Origin of the sequence: Promicromonospora sp. NPDC019610, from assembly GCF_044389365.1 — a bacterium.
Lineage (GTDB): Bacteria > Actinomycetota > Actinomycetes > Actinomycetales > Cellulomonadaceae > Promicromonospora.
The window spans coordinates 271,091-293,540 of the sequence record NZ_JBIRXX010000004.1 but is presented as its reverse complement, the minus strand read 5'-3'; the positions used below and the strand labels follow the sequence as shown (position 1 = coordinate 293,540).

Here is a 22,450-nt window from a genome sequence, read left to right as displayed (position 1 = left end):
GACAAGGCTCATCCTATCGACCCGTCAGGGTCACGCCACGGTCTTTCCCGCTCCTGGTCGAGGCGAAGTTCAGGCGAAGCCGGGCAGCTCGCCGCCGGCGAGCGCTCAGAGCCGGGGCAGACGCAGGAGCATCGTCGTGCCCTCGGGGGACGTCGACTCGACGGCCACGTCGCCGTGGTGGCGGCGCGCGATGTCGCGCACGAGCGCCAGGCCGAGCCCGAAGCTCCGGCGCGGCCGGTCGCCCTCCGTGTGGGCGAACCGCTCGAAGACCCGGTCCGGGCTGATGCCCTGGATGCCCGGACCGGTGTCCCTGACCCGGAGGGTCGCCGTGCGGCCGGCGACGCCCACGCCCACCTCGACGACGCCGCCCGCCGGGGTGTGCTGCAGGGCGTTGTCCACGAGCGCGACGACGCACCGCGTCACGGCCACGCGCGGGACGGCGACGAGCGGCTGCGCCTCGACCCGGGTCTCGACCCGCACGCCCGTCCGCTGCGCCAGGACCTCCAGGGAGGAGACGGCGGCGCGGACGGCGTCGGCCAGCGGCGTCGCGGCGCCGTCCGCCGCCTCGGCCGCCTCGGCGCCCAGCAGCAGGTCGTCGATCACGTCCGCCATCGACGCGACGTCCGTCCGGAGCCTGCCCACCACCTCCTCGACGGGCTCCCCCCGGTCCAGCCGGCGCTCCAGCACCTGGAGGCGGCTGGTGAGCACGGTCAGCGGCGTGCGCAGCTCGTGGCTGGCGTCCGCGACGAAGTTCCGCTGCAGGCGCAGCGCCTCGGCGAGGGGTGCGACGGCCCGGTGGGCGGCGAGCCAGGCGACGACGCCGAGGAGCACGATCCCGACGGCGCCGAGCAGCGCGACCAGGCCGATCACCTCGTCGCGCTCCACCACCCACGCGACCTCCGCCCCGTGCGGCGGCCCCAGCCGGTGCTCGACGCTCTCCTGGCGCGCCCGCAGCGACACGGTCGTGATCAGCACGGCCACCCCGGCGACGGTCAGCACCGCGGACGCGATGCCGACGTAGAGCCCGATGGAGAGTGCCGCGCGACGCACGCGGGACCGGTCCGCGGCCAGGGTCATGGCAGGTCACCGACCCGGTAGCCGCGCGAGCGGACCGTCTCGACCATGTCGCGGCTCGTCTTCCGCCGGAGGTAGTGCACGTAGGTGTCGACGCTCCCCGGCGAGTCCTCGTCGCTGAACACGGTGTGCAGGATCTCGTCGCGCGAGAACACGTGGTCCGGGCTCGAGCTGAGCAGGTCCAGCAGCGCGTTCTCGGTGACCGTGAGCTGGATCCGCGCGCCGGTGGGCGAGTAGACGGTCCGGTTGTCCGGTGTGTATGTCCAGTCCCCGAGGTAGCGCCGCGACCCGGCCACGGCGAACCCCCGCCGGAGCGCCCGCAGGCGCGCCAGGAGCTCGTCGAACTCGAACGGCTTGACCAGGTAGTCGTTGGCTCCGCCGTCCAGGCCCGACACCTTGTCGTCCACCGTGCCGAGCGCGGTCAGCATGAGCACCGGGGTGTTGAGGTGCGCCCGCCGCACCGCCGCGACCAGGGCCACACCGTCCATGCCCGGCAGGCGCCGGTCGACGACCAGCACGTCGTAGTGGCGGTGGAGGCACAGGTCGAGCCCTCGTTCCGCGTCGGGGGCCCGGTCGACCTGGTACTCCTCCGACAGTACCTCGGCCAGCATGGCCGCGATGTCCTGGTCGTCCTCCACGACCAGGAGCGCGGGACGCTGCGCGGCCCGGTCATCCATGCTCCACCTCCTGGGCGTTCGCGTGCGGTGCTCGCGCCCATCCTTCCGCCGAAGCTCCAAGAATCCGCCAAGAATCGCGGCCGCGCCCATTCTGAGTCGAGTCTTAGAACCCGCGTCGGACGCTGGTGCCATGGGCACTCTGCAACGCGGTACACGGACACCGGCACCACCCGTCGCGCCACCCGCCCCGGTGGCGCGCGACGGGCTGCGACACCTGCGGGCCTGGCGGACGGCGGGGATCGCCGCGCTCTGGCTGACCAGCCTGTTCGTCGTGGCCCTGTGGGTCAGCGGCGGGGGCGTCCAGGCCGCCGGGCAGGGCGGCGCGCCGCTGGTGACGACCCTCGGCCGGCTGACCGGGCTGGTGTCGGCCAACCTGCTGCTCTACCAGGTGCTCCTGATGGCCAGGGTGCCGCTGTTCGAGCGAGCGTTCGGTCGCGACGCCCTGACCCGGGCGCACCGCCGCACCGGGTTCTGGTCGTTCTGGCTGTTCCTCGCCCACATCGTGCTCATCACCCTCGGCTACGCGGCCGTGGCCCATTCCGGCTTCCTCGCCCAGCTCTGGCTGCTGGTCCGCGACTACCCGGGCATGCTGCTGGCCGCCGCGGGCACCGTGCTCCTGGTGGGGGTGGTGGGCCTGTCGATCCGGCGCGCCCGGCGCCGGATGCGGTACGAGTCCTGGCACCTGCTGCACCTGTACGCCTACCTGGGGGTGGGTCTGGCGCTCCCGCACCAGCTGTGGACCGGTGCCGACTTCCTCGCCTCGCCGGCGGCCACCTGGTACTGGTGGACGCTGTGGGCGGTCGCCGCCGGCTGCGTCCTGGTCTACCGGGTCGCCGTGCCCCTCCTGCGGTCGGTGCGGCACGACCTGCGCGTGGCCGAGGTGGTGCCCGACGGGCGCGACGGGGTCACGGTGCGCATGACCGGACGCGGCCTGGACCGGCTCGGCGTCCGGGCCGGTCAGTTCCTCGTCTGGCGCTTCCTCGACGGGCCCGGCTGGACCCGGGGCCACCCGTTCTCCGTGTCGGCACGCCCCGCGCCGGACGGGCTGAGCATCACGGCGCGCGTCGTGGGTGACGGCACGGCCCGGCTGACCCGGCTGCGCCCGGGTACGAGGGCCCTGGTCGAGGGGCCCTACGGTCACCTCGTCGGCGCCCACCGGGAGGGCACCAAGCTCCTGATGCTCGGGGCGGGCGCCGGCGTCGCGCCCCTGGTCGCACTGCTCCAGGCGGAGCACTACGCACCGGGCGACGCGACCCTGGTGACCCGCGACAGCAGCCCCGAGGCCGCGCTGCTGAGCGGCGAGGTCGCCACGCTGGTCCGGGAGCGCGGCGTGCGGCACCAGCCGCTCGACGGTCCCCGCACGCACGTGAGCTCGCCCTGGCTGCCCGGGGCGTACGAGGCGTGGCAGGGGCCCCAGCTCATCGCGCACCTGGCTCCGGACCTGGCCGAGCACGACGTCTACCTGTGCGGACCCGTGCCCTGGATGGACGCGGTGCGCGCCGATCTCGACCGGCTGGGGGTGCCGCGCTCGCGCGTCCACTCCGAGGCGTTCGCCGTCTGACGACGATGACCACGAGAGGAGCATCCATGAGCAGGATCGTCTACGCGCTGCTCGCCACCCTCACCTGCCTGGTGCTGCTGTTCGGCTACCGGACCTCCACCGAGGTGGTCCTGCCGACGGCGGTCGCCCCGGCCCCGTCCGGGAACGGGTCCACCCGATCGTCCGGGCCTGCCGGATCGTCCGGATCGTCCGGCACGTCCGGCACGGGAGGGGGCACGGGGGCGCCGTCGTCCGGCCTGCACGACGGCACCTATCAGGGCAGCACCGTTGCCACGCAGTGGGGGCCGGTGCAGGTGCAGATCACCGTCTCGGGCGGACGGATCACCGATGCCCAGACCCTCCAGCAGCCGAGCGGCAACGGCACGGACGAGCGGATCAACGGCTACGCCATCCCGGTGCTCGACGGCGAGGTGCTCGACGCCCAGAGCGCCCAGATCGACATGGTCTCCGGGGCCACCGTCACGAGCACCGGCTACCTCGGCTCGCTGCAGAGCGCCATCGACCAGGCCCACGGCTGAGGGGACGACGATCATGCGGCACGACGACCCTCGCCGGCTGGTCGAGGTGGAACAGGTCATGGGGATGCCGATCAGCGTGCACGTCGTCCTCGGCCACGGTGCGCACGACACGGACCGCGCCGCCCCGGTCGTGCGCCCCGCGATCGGGCGCGTGTTCGACCACCTGCGCACGGTCGACCGGGTCTTCTCGACGTACCGGGCGGACTCCGACGTGCTGCGCCTCGCGCGGGGCGAGCTGGAGCTGGTGGACGCCGACCCGATGGTCGAGGACGTGCTCCGCGAGGCGACCGCTGCCGAGGTGGCGACCCGTGGGCGGTTCTCGGCGTGGTGGCGCGGCTGGTTCGACCCGACGGGCCTGGTCAAGGGCTGGGCGGTGGAGCAGGCCACCGCCGCGCACCTGGCGCCGCTGCTGTCCGAGCCGTACGTGACGGCGGTGGGCGTCAACGCCGGCGGCGACCTGCAGCTGCGCACCGACCCCGCCTCCGACTGGCGCTGGCGCGTGGGGATCGCCGACCCGGCGGACCGCACCGCAGTGCTCGCCACGATCGACGTCGACGACGGGGCGGTCGCCACCTCGGGCACCGCGGAGCGCGGCCTGCACGTCGTCGACCCCGCGACGGGACGGCCCGCGACCAGAGTCCGCTCCGCGACCGTCGTGGCGGACCGCCTGTCGCACGCGGACCTCTGGGCGACCGCCGCCGTCGTCGCCGGTTTCGACGACCTCGGCTGGCTCGCGGACGCGGACACCGCGCAAGGGATGCTCGTGGCACCCGACGGCCGGATCAGGCGGTGGACCGGCAGCACCGAGGTGACGGTCGTCGAGCGGTCCGCCTGATCAGGCGAAGCCGGGCAGCTCGCCGCCGGCGAGCAGGTGGGCGTGCACGTGGAAGACCGTCTGGCCCGCCTTGGGTCCGGTGTTGAAGATCAGGCGGTACTGGCCGTCGGCGAGCTCGCTCGCCACGCCGTCCGCCAGCGCGACCACGCCCGCCAGGCCGTCGGGGTCCGACGCCGCGAACGCGGGCACGTCCGGGTAGTGCTCCCGGGGGACCACGAGGACATGCACGGGCGCCTTGGGCGCGATGTCGCGGAAGGCGATGGCGGTGTCCGACGAATCGACCAGATCCGCAGGGATCTCCCCCGCGACGATCTTGCAGAAGAGGCAGTCGGGGCTGTCGGTACTCGTCATGTCGGCAGGCTACCGGCGGTCGTGCACGCGTCGCGCCCGCAGGCGGCCGCGACGCCCCGGCCAGGGGCGCACCAGGATTTCCCATTCCGTTGCATGATTCGAAATGCCTGGGTGAAGGTGATGTGGGAGAGTTTGCGGCGTTCGATGGAGATTGGCGTACTGAGACACCTTTTTGGTGTCGTCCAACCTCGCAGGTCCCGTCGGTCGCCCCTCACACCACACACAGCAGTCACCTGGAGGTTCGCGTGGGTTGGTTCATCGCCCAATCGCTCGCATTCATCATCATCGCGGCCCTGATCGGCCTCGCGATCGGCATCTGGATCGGCTGGCTCGTCTGGGGCCGCCGCGCCAAGGGCAAGCACACCGCCGAGAAGGCGGAGGCGACCGCGCAGACCGATGCCGCGACGAAGGCCGAGGCGAAGGACGCCGAGGCCGTCCCCGCGCTCGCCGTCGCCGGTGCCGCTGGCGCCGCCGCGACCGAGGCCACGGCCGGCGCCGCGAAGCAGGACGCGGATACCGCCGCCGCCACGGACACCGTGCTGCCCGTGGCCGACGAGGCCTCGGAGGCGGGTGCGGACGCCGCCGGCGCGGCCGACGACGCGCAGGACGCTGCCGAGCAGGACGGCACCGCCCCGGACCGGAAGAGTGACGAGCAGGGCGAGGGCAAGCCTGCCGAGGGCGGGCAGGACGTCGAGGCCGACGGGTCCGACGTCGTCGCCGAGGCCGAGGCCGTGGCCCGCGCGGCGGCCGAGGCGGACGCCGCTGCCAAGGCGGCCGCGCCGGCCGAGACCGACACGCCGGCCGAGACCGCCGTCGACACCGCGGCCGCGGCCGCCGTCGACACCGCGGCCGATGCCGCCTCCGACATCGCGGCCGCGGCCGAGACCCCGGACGACCTGCAGCGGATCGAGGGCATCGGGCCGAAGATCGCGGCCGCGCTGGCGGCCGCCGGCTACCCGACGTACGCGAAGATCGCGGCGGCGTCCGAGGACGAGCTGCGCCAGGCCGTCGCGGGCCAGGGCATCAAGTTCGCGCCGGCGGCCAGCAGCTGGGCCGACCAGGCGCAGTACCTCGTCGACAACGACGCCGCCGGCCTGGAGGAGTACCAGGACTACCTCGTGGGCGGCCAGGAGCGGCGCGCGAAGTTCAACGAGAACGTGGACTACACGGACGTCGACGAGGTCGAGGGCGCCGAGGCCAAGGCCGCCGCGCTCGCCGCGGACGAGGCCGCCGCCGCGGCGGAGACCACCCCGGAACCCGAACCCGAGCCCGAGCCCGAGCCCGAGCCGCAGGATCTCCAGCGGATCGAGGGCATCGGACCCAAGATCGAGACCGCCCTCAAGGCCGCCGGCTACACCACGTACGCCAAGGTCGCGGGCGCGAGCGAGGACGAGCTGCGCGAGGCGCTCACCGCGAGCGGCATCACCTTCGCCCCGGCCGCCACGAGCTGGGCCGACCAGGCGCAGTACCTGGTGGACGGCGACGAGGACGGCCTGCGCGAGTTCCAGGACTACCTGATCGGCGGCCAGGACCGCGCCTCGAAGTTCAAGGAGAACGTCGACTACGCCGACGTCGACGAGATCGAGGGCGCCGAGGCCAAGGCCGCGGCCATCGCCGAGGACGAGGCGGAGGCCGCCGCGACCCCGGAGCCGGACAGCGCGCCGGAGCCCGAGCCCGCCCCCGCCGTCGAGCCGGAGCCCGCGGCCGCCGCCGTCGAGCCCGAGCCCGCGCCCGAGCCGCAGGACCTGCAGCGGATCGAGGGCATCGGGCCCAAGATCGAGTCCACCCTGAAGGCCGCGGGCTACGCGACGTACGCGAAGATCGCGGGCGCGACCGAGGACGAGCTGCGCGCGGCGCTCGCCACGGGCGGCGTCACGTTCGCCCCGGCGGCCGTGAGCTGGGCCGAGCAGGCGCAGTACCTGGCCGACGGCGACGAGGACGGCCTGCAGGAGTTCCAGGACTACCTGATCGGCGGCCAGGACCGCCGGGCCCGGTTCAAGGAGAACGTCGACTACACCGACGTGGACGAGATCGAGGGCGCCGAGGCCAAGGCCGAGGCGATCGCCGAGGACGAGGCCAAGGCCGCGGCCGCCGACGGTGACGCCGAGCCCACGCAGTCCGAGGTGAAGGCATGAACCTGAAGGTCGTGCTGCCCCCGGTGATCATCGTGGTCCTCGGGATGGGTGCCCTGTCGGGTGTCCAGAACACGGGCTTCCGCGAGCACATCGAGTCCACGCTGACGGAGAGCGCGCAGGGGGCCCTCTCCGCGGCGGGGCTCGACGGGGTGGACGTCTCGTTCGCGGGGCGCGACGCCGACGTGACCGCGCCGACGGACGCCGAGGCGCTGGCGGCCGCCGACGTCGTCGGCGGGGTCGAGGGCGTCCGGGCCGCCGCGGCCTACGGCCCCGACGGGCTGGTCTCCCCGGAGGACGGCGCGGCGGAGGACGGCGCGGCGGAGAACGACGCGGACACGGCAGAGCACGCCGCGACGGAGGCGTTGGCCGAGGCGACGACCTCACCCGAGCCGACCGCGACGCCGTCGGACAGCGAGACGAAGGACGCCGGGGACGACACGAAGAAGGACGACGACAAGAAGGACGAGCCGAGGCGCGAGCCGACCCGCGAGGAGCGGGAGAAGGCGCAGGAGGACCTCGTCGAGATCCCGAACATCACGTTCGTCACGGACAGCGCGCGGCTGACCAAGGACGGCCGCACGGTGGTGAAGGAGGCCGCCGAGGTGCTCGCGGAACACCTGGAGGTCGAGGTCCGCGTCGAGGGGCACACCGACTCGGTCGGCACCGAGGCGCACAACCAGCGGCTGAGCGAGCGCCGGGCGGAGGCCGTGGTCGACGAGCTCGTGGAGCTGGGCGTGGACCGCGACCGGCTGACGTGGAAGGGCTTCGGCGAGTCCGACCCGCTGGTCGTCCCGCGCACGTTCGCGGACCTGGAGAAGAACCGCCGCGTGGAGTTCGACGTCACCAACTGACCCCACTCGCCCGCCACCTCGTTGAGTGCTGGGTATTTGTTGCTCTGGAGCCTCCAGAGCAACAAATACCCAGCACTCAACGGTTTCGCGGGGGTGGGGTTACCAGCGGCCCAGGCGGTCGCTCAGGAGGGCTATCGCGATCGGGCCCGCCGTCGACGTGCGGAGCACGTGGGGCCCCAGGCGGGCCGTGACCGCACCCGCCTCCGTGAGCACGGCGACCTCGGCCTCCGAGATCCCGCCCTCGGGTCCGACGACGAGGAGCAGGGCCCCGGCGTCGGGCAGCGGGACCGCCGACAGGCCCGTCGTCGCCTCCTCGTGCAGCACCACCACGGCGCCGCCCGCGGCGACCACGTCGCGGGTGCGGGCCGCGAGCTGCTTGGTGCTCAGGGACACGTCGACGTCGGGGATGCGCGCCCGACGGGCCTGCTTGGTCGCGGCCCGGACGGTGCTGATCCAGCGGGCCCGTGACTTGGCGGCACGGTCCCCGCGCCACACCACGACGGACCGCTCGGCCTGCCAGGGGATGATCGCGTCCACCCCGGTCTCCGTGGCGGCCTCGATCGCCATCTCGTCGCGGTCGCCCTTGGCGAGGGCCTGCACGAGCGTCACGACGACGTCGGGCACGGGCTCGACGACGGCCTGCTCGACGCGCAGGTGCACCTCGGCGCCGTGCACGGCCTCGACGACGGTCCGCAGGCGCACGCCCGCGCCGTCGACCACGTCGATCCGCTCCCCCGGCCCGCGCCGCTGGACGACGCCGGCGTGCCGGCCCTCGGCGCCGTCGAGCACGTACAGCGCACCCGCGCCGTACTCGGACAGCGGGTGGGCGGCGGACGCCTCGGCGAGAAAGACTGGCGCGCTCATCGGTGCGCGGTCAGCGCCCGCTGAGCTTGTCGCGCAGGCGCGAGAAGACGCCGCCCTGGACCGTCGCGAGCCGCGGCTCGGGCCGCTCCTCGCCGCGCAGCGCCGCGAGCTGCTGCATCAGCGCGGTCTGCTCCTCGTCGAGGCTCGTGGGGACCTGGACCTCGATGTGCACGTTGAGGTCGCCGCGCCCGTTGGAGTGCAGGTGCCCCACGCCGAGGCCCTTGAGGGTCATGACCTGGCCGGGCTGCGTGCCGGGGCGCAGGTCGATCTCCTGGAGGCCGTCCAGCGTGTCGAGCTCGAGCACGGTGCCGAGGGCGGCCGCCGTCATCGGCACCTGGAGGGTGCAGTGCAGCTCGTCGCCGCGCCGCACGAACGTGTCGTGCGCGCGCTCGCGGATCTCCACGTACAGGTCGCCGGCGGGGCCGCCACCGGGGCCCACCTCGCCCTGAGCGGAGAGCTTGATGCGCGTGCCGGTGTCGACGCCGGCGGGGACGTTGACCGCGACGGTGCGCCGCGAGCGCACGCGGCCCTCGCCGGAGCAGTCGGTGCAGGGCTCGGGGATCACCGTGCCGAAGCCGCCGCAGGCGGAGCACGGCTGGTTGGTCATGACCTGGCCGAGGAACGAGCGGGCGACGCGCTGCACGGAGCCGCGGCCCTGGCAGACGTCGCAGGTGCGGGCGTGGGTGCCCGGCCGCGCGCCGTCGCCGCCGCAGGTGTTGCAGACCACCGCGGTGTCGACCTGGATCTCGCGCTTGGCACCGAACACGGCCTCGGCGAGGTCGAGGTCGAGGCGCACGAGCGCGTCGTTGCCGCGCCGCGCGCGCGGGACCGGGCCGGTCGGCTGCCCGCCGCCGAAGAAGGTCTCGAAGATGTCCTGGAACCCGAACCCGGCGCCGAACCCGCCGCCCGCGCCGCCGCCGGGCGACGTCGGGTCCACACCCATGTCGTACTGCTGGCGCTTGTCGGGGTTGGACAGCACCTCGTACGCGCGCGCGACGTCCTTGAACCGGTCCTCGCCCGCGTCGCCGGCCACGTCCGGGTGCAGCTCGCGGGCCAGCTTGCGGTATGCCTTCTTGATCTGCTCGGGCGAGGCGTCGCGCGGAACACCGAGAATCTCGTAGTAGTCGGTCACAGGTCTCTCTTCGTGATGAGGTGAGTAGTCAGCTGGGCAGCACTCGCGACAGGTAGCGCGCGACGGCGCGGACCGCGGCGATGGTGCCCGGATAGTCCATACGGGTGGGGCCGATCGAGCTCAGGATCGCGACGGTGTCGCCGTCGGACGAGCCGTAGCCGGACGTGACGACGGAGGTCTCCGCCAGTCCCGCCAGCCGGTTCTCGTGTCCGATGCTCACCGCCACCTTGGCGTCGTCGGTCATGTCGGTGAGGAGGCCGAGCAGGACGACCTGCTCCTCGAGCGCCTCCAGGACGGGCCGCAGGCCCTGCTCGAAACGCATGCCGGAACGTGCCAGGTTGGCCTGGCCGGTCAGGACGATCCGCTCCTCGCTCTCCTCGGCGAGCGCGGCGGTGACCACCTCGGCCACAGCCGTCGCCAGGGGGCGGTGCTCGGCCGGCATCGCCTCGGCGACCCCGGCGAACGCGTCACCGAGGTCGGCGAGCCGGCGGCCGGCGGTCGCCGCGTTCAGGCGGGCGCGCAGCTCGCCGAGCGTGCCGTCGTCCAGGTCGACGGGCACGTCGAGGAAGCGCTGCTCCACCCGGCCGGTGTCCGTGATGACGACGACGAGGAGCCGCCCCTCGGCGGTCGGCACGAGCTCCAGGTGCCGCAGCCCGGACCGCCGCAGCGACGGGTACTGGACCACGGCGACCTGGCCGGTGAGCTGGGCGATGAGCCGCCCGGCGCGGGCCACGACGTCGTCCAGGTCGACCGCCTCGGACAGGAAGGTCTCGATGGCCCGCCTCTGCGGGACGGACAGCGGCCGCACCTCGGCGAGCTGGTCCACGAAGAGGCGGTAGCCCTTGTCGGTGGGGATGCGCCCCGCCGAGGTGTGCGGCTGGGCGATGAGCCCGGCCTCCTCCAGGGCGGCCATGTCGTTGCGGACCGTGGCCGGGGAGACGCCGAGCTGGTGGCGCTCCGTGAGAATGCGCGAACCGACGGGCTCCCGTGTGCGGACATAGTCCTCCACGATGGCCCGCAGGACATCGAGTCTGCGTTCCTCGCTCACCGCGCTCACCTCCGTCCCCAGGTAGAACGTCCGGGACGTGCACCCGGGTTCCGGCCCGCTCACCGACACTGCCTTCCAGCACTCTCACCGACCGAGTGCCAATCTTACGCGGCACGCGCCACCCGCCGGGTCGCCGACCCGCCGCTTGCCCCGCACACCCGGGCCGGCCGCGCCGTCCCGCCCCGGCAAACACGCGCCTGACCTGCATGTCCTACCGTTCGCCGAGGGCTGAGCACCGAGCATAGGGCGATGCCTTAGGCGCGCCCACCCCGCATCGCGAACCCGACGCGAAAGATGCGGCGACCGCCCGATCCGCGCGACGTACCTCACAGACGAACCTGGAATCACCGCCGGCGAGGGGCCGGCGGTGACACCGGGAGGAACCACCATGTTCGGTTTTTCGGACTACGCCGAGTACCGCCGCAACGAGCGGGAGCTCGACCAGCGCAACGAGCGGGCCCGCGTGGCCCGGGAGCAGAAGGACGCGGCCCGCCGGCAGGCCGCCGCGCAGCGCACCGCCGAGCGCGGTGCCCGGGCCAAGGCGGCCGACGCCGTCCGGCCGCGGGTCGCCTGATCCCGTAGGGAGGGCGACCGTGCCGGGCGGCGGACAGGCCCGCGAGAGCGGCGGGCCGGCCGACGAGAGGAAACAGAACGACCACGGACCGGCATGGGACGATGAGCCCATGCCGGTCCCCCGTGCCCGCCTGGTGGGCCGAGCCCCCGAGCTCGGCGCGCTCGAGGCCGCTCTCGCCGACGTCCGCTCCGGCGGCAGCCGCACCCTGGTGATCGCCGGCGAGGCCGGGATCGGCAAGACCCGCCTGCTCGACGAGCTCACCTCCCGGGCCGACGGCGCCCACGTGATCGTCGGCCAGTGCGCCGACGAGGGCTCGGGACCGCTCCCCTACGCGGCCCTGGCCGGGCTCCTGAACGGCGTCGTCCGGACGATGGGCCACGAGGCGGTCGTCGCCGCGGCCGGCCCCGCTGCGGGCGCCCTGTCCGCCCTCGCTCCCCAGCTCGTCGCACCCACGCCCGACGCCGGGGCCGACCGAGTCCCCGAGGTCCTCACGGACCTGCTCGCCGGGCTCGCGCGCGAGCGCCCCGTCGTGGTGGTCATCGAGGACCTGCACTGGTCCGACGACGTCACGCGCGCCGTCGCGCTCCGCCTCGCCCGCACCACGCCGCCGGGCCTGCTCCTGCTGCTCACCTACCGCAGCGACGACGTCTCGCGCGCCCACCCCCTGCGCACCGTCATGGCCGAGCTCGACCGGGCCCGCCTCATCACACGCCTCGAGCTGGCCCGCCTGGGCCAGACGGAGATCCGGGAGATGGCGCAGGACCTGCTGGACGCCGGCCTCGACGCCGAGTCGCTCGCCGACCTGGCGGACCGCAGCGAGGGCGTCCCCTTCTACGTCGAGGAGCTGGTCGGCTTCCTCGGCACCGACCTGCCCGACTCGCTGCGCGACATCCTCCTGCTGCGCTACTGGAACCTGAGCCGCGCGGCCCAGGCACTGTGCCGCGTGGTCGCGGCCGCCGGCCCGCGCGTCTGGTACGACGTGCTCGACGACGTCCTCGCGGATCCCTCGACGGGGTCCGGCCCGCGCACCGTCCCCGACGCCGGTCCCGGACCGGACGCCGGCGTCGTCCCGAACACCGGCGTCGAACCGGAGGAGGCGGTCCGCGAGGCGGTCGAGGCACAGGTGCTGGTCGTCACCGAGGTCGGGTACGCGTTCCGGCACGCCCTGGTCCAGGAAGCGGTGTACGCCGAGCTGCTGCCCGGCGAGCGGCGTCGGCTGCACGCCGCCTACGCACGCGCGCTGGAGCAGGCGCTGCACCGGCGCGCCCGGTCGGTCGCGAAGCTGTCCCGCATCGCCGACCACTGGTGGCGCGCCGGGATGCTCGGCAAGGCGCTCGCGGCGGCCGTCGAGGGGCACCGGGCCGCGGCGGATGGGGCGGCGTCGTCCACCGCGGTCGCTCTGGGTGAGCGTGCCCTGGAGCTCTGGGACCAGGTGCCCGACGCCGAGGCCGTGGCCGGCCTGCCGCACCACGAGCTGCTGCGCTCCGTCGCCGAGGCCCTGCGCGGCTCGACCCGGACCGCCCGTGCCCTGGCCGTGGCGCACGAGGCGCTCGACGAATGGCCCGCCGACGACCCGGCGGGACTCGCCGGCATGCTCTCCGACACGGCACTCATCGCGGGCCACGCCGGCTCGGGCGAGGGGCCCGAGCTCATCGAACGGGCCCTGGCGCTCGTCGAGCCCGGCCGGGACGACGTCGTGCGCGGCCAGCTCCTGATGCTGCGGGCGCGCCGCGCGATGCTCGGCGGCCGGCCCAAGGAGGCGATCGAGGCCGCGACGGCCGCCTACGAGGCCGCCCGTGCGATCGGCAACGACGAGGTCATGTCGGTCACGCTGAACCTGCGGGGCGTGAGCCGCGTCCAGCTCGGCGACACCGGCGGCTTCGCGGAGATCGACGCCGGCCGCGAGGCGGCCGGGGACACCTGGCACGGGCTGAGCCGGTACTACGTCAACGGGTCGGACGCCCGGCTCGTCGTGGGCGACTGGACCCGGGCGGCGGAGATCGCCCAGGAGGGGATCGGCGCGGCGCGGCGACACGGCTCGTCCGACTCGACCCGGCTGATGATCGAGGGAAACCTCGCCGAGGCGCAGATCGGGCGCGGCGACTGGGCCGAGGCCGCCGCCTGGTACGAGCGGACGATCCCGCCGATCCACGACAGCGTCTACTCCGCCTACCTCAGCGAGCGCCGGATCTGGCTCATGATGTGGCAGGGCGAGGTGGAGCAGGCGCAGGCCGAGGCGCGCCGCAGGGCCGCGAGCTGGGAGCGGTTCGGGCGCCTGGAGGAGCAGATCAGGTCGCGCACCAGCGTGACGCTGGCGGAGCTCGCGCTGCTGCGCGACGAGCCGGCCGAGGCCCTGGAGCGCATGTCGGTGGTGGTCGCCCCGGACCGCCCGCGCATGCCGGCCTACGACCTGCAGCAGCTCGCGGCGGCGGCCCAGGCGATCGCCCGGCTGCGCTCGGCCGGGCAGGACGTGGCCGACGCTCCCTACCGGGCGGTCCTTGCCCAGTGCGCGCACTGGCCGACGTTCCCGTTGTGGTCGGCACTGTTCGAGGCGGAGCTCGGTACCGGCCCGTGGGCCGCCGTCGCCGACCTGCCCGGTGCCGGGCCCGTGCACCTGCGCCCGTACGCGCTGTCGCGCGAGGGCGCGCGCCTGCTGGAGGCCGGGGACCGGGGCGGTGCCCGGTCGACGCTGGGGTCGGCCGTCGCGGAGGCGGAGAAGATCGGGGCGGGGCTGATCGTCCGGCAGGCGCAGGGGCTTCTCGACCGGGCGGGGCTGGCCGGCACGGCAGGGCCGGCCGGGCGGGCCGGCCTGACCGGCCGGGCCGAGGAGCGGCGTCCTGCCGAGGGGCCGGACGCCGGGACCGACGCGCTCACCGCCCGCGAACGGCAGGTGCTGGCCCTGGTGGCCGAGGGCCTGACGAACGGGCAGATCGCCGAGCGGCTGTTCATCTCGGCCAAGACCGCGTCGGTGCACGTCTCGGCGATCCTCCGCAAGCTGGGCGTCGCAACCCGCACGGAGGCGGCCCTCCGCGCCACCCGCTGACCCCCGCCGGCCCACCCGCCCGCCCTCGTGGAGTGCGGGCTGTCCGCGCCGGATGACACTCCGGGAGCACGGATATCCAGCACTCAACGAGAAGGGCGACCTAGGCTCGCGGCGTGGTCGACGAACGGTATGGAGCCGATGTGCTGTCCCCCCAGTTTCCCGGCGCGCAGCGAGGGCGGCGGCCGACGTCGCAGCCCACGCCCGCCGAGCTGGGCCTCGTGGTCGAGGAGGTCGAGACCGGCTGGGTCGGCGCCGTGGTGCGCGTCGAGAAGTCGGGCGGCATGCACGTGGTGGTCCTGGAGGACCGCCGGGGCCGCACCCGCACCTTCCCGCTCGGCCCGGGATTCTGGGTCGAGGGCAAGCCCGTCGAGCTCACCGCGCCCGTCGTGCACCGCGCCCCCGCGCAGCCCACCCGCACGGCCTCCGGCTCCGTCGCGGTGCACGGCGCCCGGGCGCGCGTCGCCCGCGGCAGCCGCATCTGGGTGGAGGGCAAGCACGACGCCGAGCTCGTGGAGAAGGTCTGGGGCGACGACCTGCGCGTCGAGGGTGTGGTGGTCGAGATGCTCGACGGCGTCGACCACCTCGCCGAGCGCCTCGCCGAGTTCGGGCCCGACGCCGAGCGCCGGGTCGGCGTGCTCGTGGACCACCTGGTGCCCGGGTCGAAGGAGCAGCGGCTCACCGACGAGGCGCTGGGTACCGTCCCCACGGGCACCGTGCTCGTGCTGGGCCACCCCTACGTCGACGTGTGGCAGGCGGTGCGCGCCGAGCGCCTCGGGCTGGAGCGCTGGCCCGTGATCGACCGCGGCACCGAGTGGAAGCTGGGCATCCTGCGGTCCCTGGGCTGGCCTGCGCAGACGCAGGCGGACGTCGCCCGCGGCTGGCAGCGGATCCTGGGCACGGTGCGCGACTTCCGGGACCTCGACCCGGCCCTTCTGGGACGCGTCGAAGAACTTATCGATTTCGTGACCGTCTCGTAAGGCACAGCCTCTACGGTTGGTCATATGTCCGAAAACCCGCAGGAGCCGCAGACTCCTCAGCAGCCCGGCCCGGCGCCGCAGCAGCCCGGTCCCGCACCTCAGCAGCCGCAGGACGCCCCGGCCTACGGGACGCCCCAGCCCCAGCCCCAGTCGCCGTACCAGGGTCCGCCGGCGGCGGGTCCGGCGTACAGCACCGGCTACGGTCCCGGCGCGCCGTACCAGCCCCAGCCGCTCACCCCGTCGGACGAGCGCATGTGGACGGTCTTCGCCCAGGTCGGCGCGATCATCTTCTCGTTCGTGCCGCCGCTGGTGATCTGGCTGGTCTTCAAGGACCGCAGCCGGTTCGTGGAGCAGGAGGCGAAGGAGTCGCTGAACTTCACGATCACCGTGATCATCGCGAACGTGGCGCTCGCGATCATCGCCGCGGTCACGTTCGGCCTCGGCACCATCCTGTACATCGTGCTCATCGCCGCGGTCGTGTTCCAGATCCTGGCTGCCGTCGAGAACGGCAAGGGCGCGCCCTACCGCTACCCGGTCAACATCCGCTTCATCAAGTAACCGCCGGCGCCCGGCCGGCCCGCCCTCGCGATCGCCGAGTCAGCATGCTGGTCCGCGACCAGCATGCTGACTCGGCGCATCGGTCGGGCGGCTCAGGCGACGGCGGGACCCATCGTGCCCGGGCTGGCCGTCGCCGGACCGCTGGCGACCGGCCCGCCGGTGAGGCGGCGGAACGCGAAGGCCAGTGCCAGCAGCGACAGCGGGAAAGTGATGAACCAACCGAGCAGGCACGGGATCGCGCCCAGGAGGTTGATGCCCAGGAGCGCGAGCTCCAGCAGGAACACCGAGCCGAAGTTCTTCCCCACCAGGCGGAACGAGCCGGTCAGGGCGTCCCACGCGTTGAGGTTGCGGTCCACCACGTTGTGGTAGGTGAACGGCGCGAAGATCGCCAGGGCGATGAGGCCCAGGCCGCACAGCAGCACGCCCACGAAGCCGGCGACCAGCAGCAGGAGCGCCGCCAGGATGATCATCGGGTAGCTGTTGACCTTGAAGAGCGTGCCCCAGGTCGCCTTCTCGCCCGAGACCTCACGCAGGGCCGCGTTGATCCCTAGGGCGCCGAGGATCGAGTTGATGATTCCACCGATCAGCCCCAGCAGCGAACCTCCGAACGACACCCCGGTTGCCGTGGACGAGCTGATGTCGCCGCGCATCGCGGCCTGGTTGATCTCCTGGTAGTCGCCGATCGAGCTGGCGTTGAAGATGGCGCCCACGGCGAACGAGAGCAGGATGAAGAGCACCCAGAAGAGCCAGTTCCCCGTGAAGCGGCTCCACCCGAAGCTCAGTGCCTCGCCCACGGCGAACGGCGCGGCCGACTGCGTGCCGTAGGGCACGCCCGGACCCCCGTAGGCCGGCGGCTGACCCGCCCCGCCGTAGGGCGGGGGCTGGCTGGCACCGCCGTACGGCGACTGCTGACCGGCGCCGTAGGGCGACTGCTGACCGGCGTCGTACGGCGGCGGCTGCGCGGGCCCGCCCTGCTGCGTCGGCCCGCCGGCCGGGTTCTGCGGCGGCGTCGGGCCGCCGGCTCCCGGCTCGTACGGGTTCTGCGGAGTGTTCTCGGTCATGTGTGTCCCCTTTTCACTGTTCAGTGATCCGAAGCCACCTTCACCTTTTCTCCGCAAATCCGCATGTGCAACCGTGGAGTTGTTCCCCGTCGGTCAGGACCGGACCGGCTCCCCGGTCCACCGCTGGACGAGACAGGCCCCCACCAGCAGCATCGCCGGGGCGATCACCACCAGGCCGATGCCGCACGTGAAGACCGACGCGACGGCCAGGCCGGCGAAGATCCCGAAGAACGCCAGCGCCGCACCGAGATGGGACAGCACCAGCCCGACGCCGCCGCCGAGCGCCCGGCCGAAGCCGACCCCCTTGAGCAGCAGGAACGGCACGGGGAGCAGGAGCAGCGTGCAGACGAGCTGGATCAGGCCGCCCACCACCGGGACGACGGTGCTGACGAACCCGATCACCCCCGCGAGCAGCGCGTACGCCACGAGGCCGCCGAAGCCGCGCAGCAGGAAGAAGTCCCGGAACCGGACCGTGCGGGTCCGGGTGGCGGCGAGCGCGCCCGCGTACAGGAGGGCTTGCAGCAGGAAGCTGATCGCGGTGCCCGCCGCGCCCAGCGCCTTGGCCTCGAACGACTGCCCGGCGACCAGCGCGGCGTCCAGCGCCGCCGGGTCGGTGGAGCTCGACAGGGCGTCCATGGTGGACGGGCTGAACAGGAGGACGACAGCGATCTGCGCGACACCGAGCGTGAGGCTCATCAGCACCCAGATGCCCCAGCTCGCGCCGAACGCGCCCCAGGCCCAGCGCCACGCGCCGCCGATCGTCGGGGGCACGTCGTCGGAGCCCGGCGCCGGCTCCTGGACCGGCGCGTAGGCCCGGACCTGCTGCTGCGGCGCCTGGTACTGCTGCTGGAAGCCGCCGTGCGGGTGCTGCGGGGGCTGGTAGTCCGGCCGGCCGTACGGGTTGGCGGGGCGGCCGTACGGGTCGCGCGGCCCGTACGGGTCGGGCTGCTGCGGTGGCTGGCCGCCCTGCGTCCGGGGGTCCGGACGCTGTCCGGAGGAGGGATCCTGCGGGTTCCAGCCACCGTAGGTGTTGCTCATGCGCGTGCCCCTTGTCAGGCGGGACCGAGCCGCCTCGTAACGGTATGAACAGCACAAGATATCGACGGTTTCGCCCACCGTGCAAACAAACGAAAAGGACCTTCTGCGTGAAGAAAAGGGGTGCGGATCAGGCGGTCAGGTCCCGCACGACGGCGTCGGCCAGCAGGCGCCCGCGGCGCGTCAGGACGGCGCGCGGGGTGCCCGCGCTCGAGGCGCCGGGCGTGCCCGGCACGCCGACCCCGAGGGCGGCGTGTCCGTCGAGCAGCCCGCGGGCCACGAGGCCCGCCACCGCGGTGCGGCCCTGCGCCGAGAGCACACCGAGGTCGAGCCCCTCGCGCAGCCGCACGCCGAGCATGACACGCTCCAGGTGCGCCTCCTCGCGGGTGAGCAGCTCGCGCCCGGCACCCGGGCTGTGCCCGGCCTCCAGCCGCGTCGCGTAGGCGCGGGGGTGCTTCACGTTCCACCAGCGGACGCCGGCGGGCGGCTCCTCGCCGTCCGGCCCGCCGTCCGACGCCCCGCCGTCCGACGGAACCGACGCCGCCGGCGCCGGCGCCGGCGCCGACACGTAGCTGTGCGCGCCCGGGCCCACGCCCCACCAGTCGTCGCCCCGCCAGTAGCCCACGTTGTGCCGGCACTCGTGCCCCGGCCGGGACCAGTTCGACACCTCGTACCAGCGCAGACCCGCCGCGGTGAGCAGGTCGTCGGCCAGCTCGTACTTGGCGGCCTGGTCGTCCTCGTCGGGCAGCGTGACCTCGCCACGGCGCACCTGGGCGGCCATCTTGGTGCCGGGCTCGACCACCAGCGCGTAGGCGGACACGTGGTCGACGCCGGTGGCCAGCGCCGTCTCGACGCTGGTGCGCCAGTCGTCCAGGGACTCGCCCGGCGTGCCGTAGATGAGGTCCAGCGACACGTCCAGGCCGGCGTCCCGCGCCCAGCGGACGACGTCGGGGATGCGCAGCGGGTCGTGGGTGCGCTCCAGGGTCGCCAGCACGTGCGGCACCGCCGACTGCATGCCGAACGAGACCCGTGTGAACCCGGCGTCGGCCAGCACGCGCAGCGACTCGGGCGTGACGGAGTCGGGGTTGGCCTCGGTGGTGACCTCGGCCGCCTGCCCTGTGCCTGTCGAGGGGTCCGCCAGGCCCCACGCCTCCCGGATGCCGGTCAGCACGCGGGCCAGGTCCTCGGCGGGCAGCATCGTCGGGGTGCCGCCGCCGAAGAAGACGGTCGAGACCGCGGCGGGCGACCGCCCGGCGTCCGCCAGGACCTGCCGCGCGAGCGAGACCTCACGCAGCGCCGTGGTCGCGTAGGCGGCCTGGTTCGCGCCGCCGCCCAGCTCGGACGCCGTGTAGGTGTTGAAGTCGCAGTACCCGCAGCGCACCGTGCAGAACGGCACGTGCACGTACACGCCGAACGGCCGGGCGGCGCTGGTCGAGCCTGTCGAGACCGCGGCCTCGGCAGGCTCGACCAGCGAGGGCACGGGGCGCACCCAGGCAGGCAGCCCACCGTCGTCGGGCACGGGGATGCCGGAGGGAAGTGCGGGCACCTACTTCTTCTTGTCCTTGGGGCCGTCCGAGTCCGAGGAGAGCGCGGCGATGAACGCGTCCTTCGGCACCTCGACGGAGCCGATGTTCTTCATGCGCTTCTTGCCCTCCTTCTGCTTCTCCAGCAGCTTGCGCTTCCGGCTGATGTCACCGCCGTAGCACTTGGCGAGCACGTCCTTGCGCATGGCGCGGATGGTCTCGCGGGCGATCACGCGTGCGCCGATGGCCGCCTGGATGGGCACCTCGAACTGCTGGCGCGGGATGAGCTCCTTGAGCTTCGCCGTCATCATGACGCCGTAGGAGTACGCCTTGTCCCGGTGCACGATGGCGCTGAACGCGTCGACCTGCTCGCCCTGCAGCAGGATGTCGACCTTCACGAGGTCGGCCACCTGGTCGCCGGACGTGTCGTAGTCGAGCGACGCGTAGCCGCGGGTCTTGGACTTGAGCTGGTCGAAGAAGTCGAAGACGATCTCGGCGAGCGGCAGGTGGTACCGCATCTCGACGCGGTCCTCGGACAGGTAGTCCATGCCCTGCAGGTCGCCGCGCTTGGACTGCGAGAGCTCCATGACGGCGCCCACGAACTCGCTCGGGGTGAGGATCGTGGCCTTGACGACGGGCTCGCGGACCTCCTTGATCTTGCCCCCGGGGAACTCCGACGGGTTGGTCACCTCGACCTGGGTGTTGTCCTCCAGCGTCACGTCGTAGATGACGTTCGGGGCCGTGGAGATGAGGTCGAGGTTGAACTCGCGCTCCAGGCGCTCGCGCACGATCTCGAGGTGCAGCAGGCCGAGGAAACCCACGCGGAAGCCGAAGCCGAGGGCCACCGACGTCTCGGGCTCGTAGTTGAGCGCGGCGTCGTTGAGCTTGAGCTTGTCCAGGGCGTCGCGCAGCACCGGGTAGTCCGAGCCGTCGATCGGGTACAGGCCCGAGAAGACCATCGGCTTGGGGTCGCTGTAGCCGCCGAGCGCGTCGGTGGCGGGCTTGGCGGCGTTGGTGACGGTGTCGCCCACCTTGGACTGGCGCACGTCCTTCACGCCGGTGATCAGGTAGCCCACCTCGCCCACGCCGAGCCCCTTGGTGGGGTGCGGCTCGGGCGCGCTGACGCCGATCTCCAGCAGCTCGTGCGTGGCCCGCGTGGACATCATCGCGATCTTCTCGCGCGGGTTCAGGTCGCCGTCGACCACGCGCACGTAGGTGACCACGCCGCGGTAGGTGTCGTAGACCGAGTCGAAGATCATGGCGCGGGCCGGGGCGTCCGGGTCGCCGACCGGGGCCGGGACGCGCTGCACGATGCGGTCGAGCAGGGCCTCGACGCCCACGCCCGTCTTGCCGCTGACCTTGAGCACGTCCTCGGGGTCGGAGCCCACGAGGTTCGCCAGCTCCTCGGCGTACTTCTCGGGCTGGGCCGCCGGCAGGTCGATCTTGTTCAGGACCGGGATGATCTCGAGCTCGTTCTCCATGGCCAGGTACAGGTTGGCCAGGGTCTGCGCCTCGATGCCCTGCGCGGCGTCGACCAGCAGCACCGCGCCCTCGCACGCGGCCAGCGACCGCGACACCTCGTAGGTGAAGTCCACGTGGCCGGGCGTGTCGATCATGTTCAGCGCGTGCGGGGTGCCGTCGAGCTCCCACGGCATGCGCACGGCCTGCGACTTGATGGTGATGCCGCGCTCGCGCTCGATGTCCATCCGGTCCAGGTACTGGGCGCGCATCGCGCGCGCGTCGACGACACCCGTGAGCTGGAGCATGCGGTCGGCAAGGGTCGACTTGCCGTGGTCGATGTGCGCGATGATGCAGAAGTTGCGGATCAGCTCGGGCGCCGTGGCATTCGGCTGGATGCGCGCCGTGAGCGCAGGACCGGGGATGGGCAAAGCGTTCTCGCTCCGTCGTCAGGGTGGTGTCGTCAGGATCGTGGCCGGGATGGGCGGGGGCCGACCCCCATTCTCCCACGTCCCGTGCGAGCGGGGTGCGGTCGTGCTTACGGTCACGGGACAGCGACACCGATCGACGGAGGAGAATCATGGCGCACCTGACCGGCAAGCACGTTCTGGCCATCGTGACCAACTACGGCGTCGAGCAGGACGAGCTGCTGGTGCCCGTGCGGCACCTGCGCGACCACGGGGCGGTGGTGACCGTGGCGTCGGCGCAGCCCGGCGACATCCGCACCCTGGTGAGCGACGAGAAGCCCGGCGAGACGGTCCGGCCGGACACCACGATCGACGCCGTCGACCCGGCCGGCTTCGACCTGCTGCTCGTGCCGGGCGGCACGATCAACGCGGACGCCCTGCGGCAGCGGCCCGAGGCCGTGGCCGCCGTCGAGGCGTTCGCCTCCTCGGGCCGGCCGGTCGCGGCGATCTGCCACGGCCCGTGGGCCATCGTGGAGGCCGACCGGGTCAAGGGCGCCACGCTCACCAGCTACCCGTCCCTGGCCACCGACGTACGCAACGCGGGCGGCACCTGGGTGGACCAGGAGGTCGTGCGCGACGAGGGCGCCGGGTTCCCGCTCGTCACGTCCCGCGACCCGGGCGACCTGCCCGCGTTCCTCCGCGAGGTCGACGCGGCGCTGGAGGCCTGAGCCCCCGGCACCGCGCCTCCCTCGTCAGGCCGGCCGGCCT

The 22,450-nt window shown here is 73.5% G+C and carries 20 protein-coding genes; 10 read left to right on the top strand and 10 right to left on the bottom strand.

Annotated features, from left to right (window positions below; genetic code table 11):
• Positions 1-105: 105 nt before the first annotated feature.
• The gene (locus ACH45N_RS26180; RefSeq protein ID WP_397398908.1) at positions 106-1,077 is read right to left on the bottom strand and encodes a sensor histidine kinase; all 972 of its coding nucleotides are present in this window, start codon (positions 1,075-1,077) and stop codon (positions 106-108) included.
• Positions 1,074-1,751: a response regulator transcription factor gene (locus tag ACH45N_RS26175; protein ID WP_397398906.1), complete on the bottom strand. Its 678-nt coding sequence runs from the start codon at positions 1,749-1,751 to the stop codon at positions 1,074-1,076. The genes ACH45N_RS26180 and ACH45N_RS26175 overlap by 4 nt, the downstream gene beginning before the upstream one ends.
• A gap of 130 nt (positions 1,752-1,881) precedes the next feature.
• On the opposite strand from ACH45N_RS26175, the gene ACH45N_RS26170 reads away from it, so the two are divergent.
• The 3 genes from ACH45N_RS26170 to ACH45N_RS26160 are packed head-to-tail and all read left to right on the top strand — an operon-like array spanning position 1,882 to position 4,665.
• Positions 1,882-3,312: a ferric reductase-like transmembrane domain-containing protein gene (locus ACH45N_RS26170; RefSeq protein ID WP_397398904.1), complete on the top strand. Its 1,431-nt coding sequence runs from the start codon at positions 1,882-1,884 to the stop codon at positions 3,310-3,312.
• A 26-nt stretch (positions 3,313-3,338) separates the two neighbouring features.
• Positions 3,339-3,830, top strand: coding sequence for an FMN-binding protein (locus ACH45N_RS26165; protein ID WP_397398902.1), 492 nt, complete (start codon positions 3,339-3,341; stop codon positions 3,828-3,830).
• Between the two features lie 13 nt (positions 3,831-3,843).
• Positions 3,844-4,665, top strand: a complete 822-nt coding sequence (locus tag ACH45N_RS26160) for an FAD:protein FMN transferase (RefSeq protein WP_397398900.1) — start codon at positions 3,844-3,846, stop codon at positions 4,663-4,665.
• On the opposite strand, the gene ACH45N_RS26155 is transcribed toward ACH45N_RS26160, so the two are convergent.
• Positions 4,666-5,016 (bottom strand): histidine triad nucleotide-binding protein, encoded by a 351-nt coding sequence (locus ACH45N_RS26155; protein ID WP_397398898.1) that lies wholly within the window; start codon positions 5,014-5,016, stop codon positions 4,666-4,668.
• A gap of 245 nt (positions 5,017-5,261) precedes the next feature.
• Here ACH45N_RS26155 and ACH45N_RS26150 point away from each other — a divergent pair, with 245 nt between their 5' ends.
• Entirely contained in the window at positions 5,262-7,151 is a 1,890-nt protein-coding gene (locus ACH45N_RS26150; protein WP_397398896.1) for a helix-hairpin-helix domain-containing protein, read from the top strand.
• Complete coding sequence (locus ACH45N_RS26145; protein WP_397398894.1) at positions 7,148-8,002, top strand: OmpA family protein; 855 nt, start codon at positions 7,148-7,150, stop codon at positions 8,000-8,002. Before ACH45N_RS26150 ends, ACH45N_RS26145 begins: the two co-directional genes overlap by 4 nt.
• 99 nt (positions 8,003-8,101) lie before the next feature.
• Here the strand turns inward: ACH45N_RS26145 and ACH45N_RS26140 are convergent, their stop codons facing one another.
• From ACH45N_RS26140 to hrcA, 3 genes are read right to left on the bottom strand one after another with little or no spacing between them, the layout of a single operon-like run.
• On the bottom strand, positions 8,102-8,866 hold the full coding sequence (locus ACH45N_RS26140; RefSeq protein WP_397398892.1) for a 16S rRNA (uracil(1498)-N(3))-methyltransferase: 765 nt from the start codon (positions 8,864-8,866) through the stop codon (positions 8,102-8,104).
• Positions 8,867-8,876: 10 nt separating this feature from the next.
• Entirely contained in the window at positions 8,877-9,998 is a 1,122-nt protein-coding gene (gene dnaJ, locus ACH45N_RS26135) for a molecular chaperone DnaJ (protein ID WP_285108560.1), read from the bottom strand.
• 28 nt (positions 9,999-10,026) lie between these two features.
• Positions 10,027-11,046 (bottom strand): heat-inducible transcriptional repressor HrcA, encoded by a 1,020-nt coding sequence (gene hrcA, locus ACH45N_RS26130; RefSeq protein WP_397398890.1) that lies wholly within the window; start codon positions 11,044-11,046, stop codon positions 10,027-10,029.
• Positions 11,047-11,434: 388 nt separating this feature from the next.
• Between hrcA and ACH45N_RS26125 the strand changes: the two genes are divergently transcribed.
• The 4 genes from ACH45N_RS26125 (at position 11,435) to ACH45N_RS26110 (ending at position 16,198) form a co-directional block, all read left to right on the top strand.
• Positions 11,435-11,620, top strand: coding sequence for a hypothetical protein (locus ACH45N_RS26125; protein ID WP_357482183.1), 186 nt, complete (start codon positions 11,435-11,437; stop codon positions 11,618-11,620).
• A 109-nt stretch (positions 11,621-11,729) separates the two neighbouring features.
• Positions 11,730-14,663, top strand: a complete 2,934-nt coding sequence (locus ACH45N_RS26120) for an AAA family ATPase (protein WP_397398888.1) — start codon at positions 11,730-11,732, stop codon at positions 14,661-14,663.
• Between the two features lie 113 nt (positions 14,664-14,776).
• The gene (locus ACH45N_RS26115; protein WP_397398886.1) at positions 14,777-15,640 is read left to right on the top strand and encodes a DUF3097 domain-containing protein; all 864 of its coding nucleotides are present in this window, start codon (positions 14,777-14,779) and stop codon (positions 15,638-15,640) included.
• 24 nt (positions 15,641-15,664) lie between these two features.
• Positions 15,665-16,198, top strand: a complete 534-nt coding sequence (locus tag ACH45N_RS26110; protein ID WP_397398884.1) for a DUF4870 domain-containing protein — start codon at positions 15,665-15,667, stop codon at positions 16,196-16,198.
• 92 nt (positions 16,199-16,290) lie between these two features.
• On the opposite strand, the gene ACH45N_RS26105 is transcribed toward ACH45N_RS26110, so the two are convergent.
• From ACH45N_RS26105 to lepA, 4 genes are all read right to left on the bottom strand, one after another.
• Positions 16,291-17,259 (bottom strand): hypothetical protein, encoded by a 969-nt coding sequence (locus ACH45N_RS26105; protein WP_397398882.1) that lies wholly within the window; start codon positions 17,257-17,259, stop codon positions 16,291-16,293.
• Positions 17,260-17,352: 93 nt separating this feature from the next.
• Entirely contained in the window at positions 17,353-18,297 is a 945-nt protein-coding gene (locus tag ACH45N_RS26100) for a hypothetical protein (protein ID WP_397398880.1), read from the bottom strand.
• 127 nt (positions 18,298-18,424) lie between these two features.
• The gene (gene hemW, locus ACH45N_RS26095; RefSeq protein ID WP_397398878.1) at positions 18,425-19,840 is read right to left on the bottom strand and encodes a radical SAM family heme chaperone HemW; all 1,416 of its coding nucleotides are present in this window, start codon (positions 19,838-19,840) and stop codon (positions 18,425-18,427) included.
• Positions 19,841-21,706: a translation elongation factor 4 gene (gene lepA / locus ACH45N_RS26090; RefSeq protein WP_397398876.1), complete on the bottom strand. Its 1,866-nt coding sequence runs from the start codon at positions 21,704-21,706 to the stop codon at positions 19,841-19,843.
• Between the two features lie 149 nt (positions 21,707-21,855).
• Between lepA and ACH45N_RS26085 the strand changes: the two genes are divergently transcribed.
• Entirely contained in the window at positions 21,856-22,410 is a 555-nt protein-coding gene (locus ACH45N_RS26085; RefSeq protein ID WP_397398874.1) for a DJ-1/PfpI/YhbO family deglycase/protease, read from the top strand.
• Positions 22,411-22,450 lie beyond the last annotated feature (40 nt).